Source organism: Caballeronia sp. BR00000012568055 (assembly GCF_029439455.1).
Lineage (GTDB): Bacteria > Pseudomonadota > Gammaproteobacteria > Burkholderiales > Burkholderiaceae > Caballeronia.
Genome location: NZ_JAQFVG010000279.1, coordinates 1,349 through 5,011, shown reverse-complemented (window position 1 = coordinate 5,011; position 3,663 = coordinate 1,349). Strand labels below are relative to the sequence as shown.

The window sequence follows — 3,663 nt, the reverse complement described above, 5'->3', positions numbered from 1 at the left end:
CGAGAACACGTTGATGGCAGGCACCACGTTGAGCATAAAGCTCTGCGCGTTGATCTCCGGCACCCATTCGGGCAAGGCATCGAGCGTCATCACGATGCTGAAGCCGGTTCCTTTCGCGTTCGCGGTCCAGCGCTTCAAACCAACGATATCGACGAACAGAAACTTCTCCGGCTGCGCGAAGAACTCCTGAATCGTTCGGTATCCAGACAATGCGTGGCTCGGATACGCGAGCAGATCGGCATCGAAGCCGCTGGTGCGGATATTCTTCGCGCCCAGCGAAAGCCGCTCGCCGCTGCCGCTCGAAATACGCACATCGGTGACGTGGCTCATCAACAGCAGCAGCAGTTTTGCTGCATCGACATAACCGCCGTTGAGGAACAAGCGGATCGAATCGCCGTTCCATTGCGCGATGCTCAGGCCGCCATCCATTTCGAAGTCGATCATCAGCACGGGCGCAGCGCCCGCGTGGCTCAGCAGATTGACTTCGGCAATGCGCAGCGGTTCGACATCGAGATCGGCGGTGGTGCGAAAGCGGCAGGCGGTGCCATCCACGGGCACGGATGCGAGTTCGGTGCCGGAAGCGACACGCGCGACTTGCCCGCGCGGGCCTTTGGTCGCGAAGCTGATCAGCGTGGAAGCAGGCACGGGTCGCAGATAATGCGGAAACAGCAGATGCGTGAGTTCCTGAACGAACTCGGGAAATTCGTCGTCGAGCTTCTGGCGCGTGAGGCCGGTAAGAAACGCGACGCCTTCGAGCAGGCGTTCGACATCCGGGTCGGCGGACGTGCCCGAGAGCATCGGCGCAATAGCGGGATTCGCGCGCGCAAACTCGCCGGCCAGGCCTTTCAGCTTGTTCAGCTCATCCTGATAGTATCGATTGAACATGCGTGAATGCTTCGACGAATGCCGGAATAAATTATTCTGTATAACGTATGATCAGCCGACGCTGACGCGGCCATTCGCGCCCACGGTCGTGGAGATACGCAAGGGAATTTCGCGGTCATCCACTTCCAGCGAGCCTTCGAGCGAGAAGCGAATGGCCAGCACGTCGGTCTCTTCGCGATTGAGCGTGACGCGCGGCGACTTGATGCGCGGTTCGTAGCGCAAGACCATGCGGCGAATCTCTTCTTCGATCTCGCGCGTGGAACCCATCGCGGTGGTGCCGGCAAGATTGGTGAAATCGGGCACGCCGAACAGCGGGTCGATCTGCGCGCTGCCTTGCCGCGTATTGAGCAACCGGCTCAGGTGACTCATCACGGATGACACGAGCACGTCTACCTGTATCTCGTTGGTGCGTTGTTCGCCCGCACCCCACATCGCGATTCGTTCCAGCAACCGGCGCTCTCTCACCTTAACTCCCGTAAGCCGTGCGTTATGCCTTCGGTGCGAGCCACGAATCTTCGGCTTCGATACCGTCCGGCTCGTACGTCCACGTGATCTTTTCGTACGTGAAGGCCAGGTCTTCCATGTGGCCCATTTGCTTGTTGATCGGGTCCAGCGCGTTCGGCGTCCACGACTTCATGTTCGTCAGAATCGCGTTTTCCAGCTTCGCGGTGTAGTACTTTTCTTCCGTACCCTTCGGCGAAATGCGATAGAACTCGAGGCCAACCGTCTTCATCTGTTCACCCGAAGTCAGCGCCTGATACAGCTTCGGGCTGGACTTGTCGATTTCCTTGGTGACGGTCATCGCGCCGTGAACGCGCTTGCCGGTCGGCAGGCCCGTTTGCGGGCTCTTCGGAATTTCGATGGTGTGATCAACGGCCTGAACCAGAATTTTTCCTTCGTGGCCCTGAACTTTGACGGAGCCTTCGATCTTGCCTTGGTTTTGGCCTTCGAGGGTGAGGTAGCACGGCATCGGCATGGTAATTCCCCTTATATTCGGTAGCAAACTATGACGGAGTCGATGCGGCGTGTGACGCTAAGTAGTGAGACGCACGCCGCTTCAGTTTGATCAGGCCGCGGTCTTTATCGACCGCGGCTTGTTGCTCAGCTCTTCTGTGTGCTGCGCATGTTTCACATATTGCGGGGTCACCGTTACGGGTTCGTTTCAGTTTTTCCGCGTTGCGTTACAGATGAAACATGGCGTGCTTCGCAGCATCGACCGGCTTACTTCTTGTCCAGCTTGCCTACCAGCGACAGCGTGAACGAAGCGCCCATGTACTTGAAGTGCGGACGCACTTTCAGGTCCACGCGATACCAGCCCGGATCGCCTTCCACATCGGCTACGGCAACCTCCGCCTGACGCAGCGGACGGCGGCTGCGCACACCTTCGGCGGGGTTGTCCATGTCCGCGACGTACTGGCGAATCCACGTGTTGAGTTCGCTTTCCAGATCGACGCGCTCTTTCCACGTACCGATGTTTTCGCGCTGAATCACCTTGATGTAGTGCGCCAGACGGCTCACCACGAACATATACGGTAGTTGCGTGCTGAGTTTGTAATTCAGTTCGGCTTCCTTACCTTCCTTCGTATTACCGAAAAATTTCGGCTTCTGCGCGGAATTGGCCGAGAAGAACGCGGCGTTGTCGCTGTTCTTGCGCATGGTCAGCGCGATGAAACCCTGCTCGGCAAGTTCGAATTCGCGGCGCTCGGAGATGAGCACTTCGGTCGGAATCTTGTTTTGCAGCTCGCCCATCGACTCATACGTGTACACCGGCAGATCGCCCACCGTGCCGCCGCCTTGCGGGCCGACCACGTTGGCGCACCAGCGATAATCCGCAAAGCTCGACGTCAGGCGTGAAGCGAATGCAAACGCTGCATTGCCCCACAGGAACTGGCTGTTGCCGCCCGACACGTCTTCCTTGTAGTTGAACTTCTTGGCCGGCACCGTATCTGCGCCATAAGGCACGCGCAGCAGGAAATGCGGCAACGTCAGACCGACGTAACGCGCATCTTCGGACTCGCGGAACGCATTCCACTTGACGTATTGCGGACCTTCGAAAATCGACGAGAGGTCTTTGAGGTTCGGCAGTTGATCGTAGCCGTCAACACCGAAGAACTGCGGACCCGCAGCGGCGATAAACGGCGCATGGCTCATCGCCGAGACGCTCGCCACGCTCTGCAACAGCTTGACGTCCTGCGTGCCCGGACCGAACTCGTAGTTCGCCACGATCGCACCGAACGGCTGGCCGCCGAACTGGCCGTATTCAGCCGTATAGAGATTCTTGTACAGACCGCACTTGGTGATGTCGGCCGAATCTTCGAAGTCTTCGAGCAGCTTGCCCTTGCTCACGCTGAGCAATTGAATCTTGACGTTCTCGCGGAAATTGGTGCGGTCCACGAGGAACTTGAGCGAACGCCATGCCGACTCGATCTTCTGAAAGTCGTCGTGATGCAGAATCGCATCGACCTGAGCGCAGAGCTTCTGGTCGAGATCGGCGATCATGCTGTCCACGGTCGCCTGCGTGATGCGTTCCACCGCATTCTGCGGCTCAAGCAATTGGCCGATAAAGGCCTGAATACCCTGACGCGTAATCGAATACGCTTCGTCGCCCGGCTTGATGCGCGCCGACTCGATCAGTTGATCGAGCAGCGAAACGCTGGCATCGGCTTCGGGTGCTACGGTGTCCTGTTGTTTTTCCAGATCGCTCATGTCACTTTTCCTCGATGCCGAGTTCGGTCATCAGACGCGCGCGCACGCCTTCGTCTTCGATCAATTCCTGAA

The 3,663-nt window shown here is 58.2% G+C and carries 4 protein-coding genes; all 4 read right to left on the bottom strand.

From position 1 onward, the window contains the following. A partial coding sequence (gene tssF, locus P7F28_RS17125; RefSeq protein WP_277185716.1) for a type VI secretion system baseplate subunit TssF occupies nucleotides 1-885 on the bottom strand: 885 nt, incomplete at its 3' end. Between the two features lie 51 nt (nucleotides 886-936). Further along, nucleotides 937-1,335 (bottom strand): type VI secretion system baseplate subunit TssE, encoded by a 399-nt coding sequence (gene tssE / locus P7F28_RS17120; protein ID WP_277185715.1) that lies wholly within the window; start codon nucleotides 1,333-1,335, stop codon nucleotides 937-939. A gap of 37 nt (nucleotides 1,336-1,372) precedes the next feature. Continuing rightward, nucleotides 1,373-1,861 carry an Hcp family type VI secretion system effector gene (locus P7F28_RS17115; protein WP_277185714.1) on the bottom strand — a complete coding sequence of 163 codons (489 nt, stop codon included), beginning with the start codon at nucleotides 1,859-1,861 and terminating at the stop codon, nucleotides 1,373-1,375. A gap of 245 nt (nucleotides 1,862-2,106) precedes the next feature. Further along, complete coding sequence (gene tssC / locus P7F28_RS17110) at nucleotides 2,107-3,591, bottom strand: type VI secretion system contractile sheath large subunit (protein WP_277185713.1); 1,485 nt, start codon at nucleotides 3,589-3,591, stop codon at nucleotides 2,107-2,109. Between the last annotated feature and the right edge of the window lie 72 nt (nucleotides 3,592-3,663).

Bases quoted from the DNA above. Each gene is read 5' to 3' on its own strand.
- P7F28_RS17115 (WP_277185714.1), bottom strand. From the start codon at position 1,861: ATGCCGATGCCGTGCTACCTCACCCTCGAAGGCCAAAACCAAGGCAAG.
- tssC (WP_277185713.1), bottom strand. From the start codon at position 3,591: ATGAGCGATCTGGAAAAACAACAGGACACCGTAGCACCCGAAGCCGAT.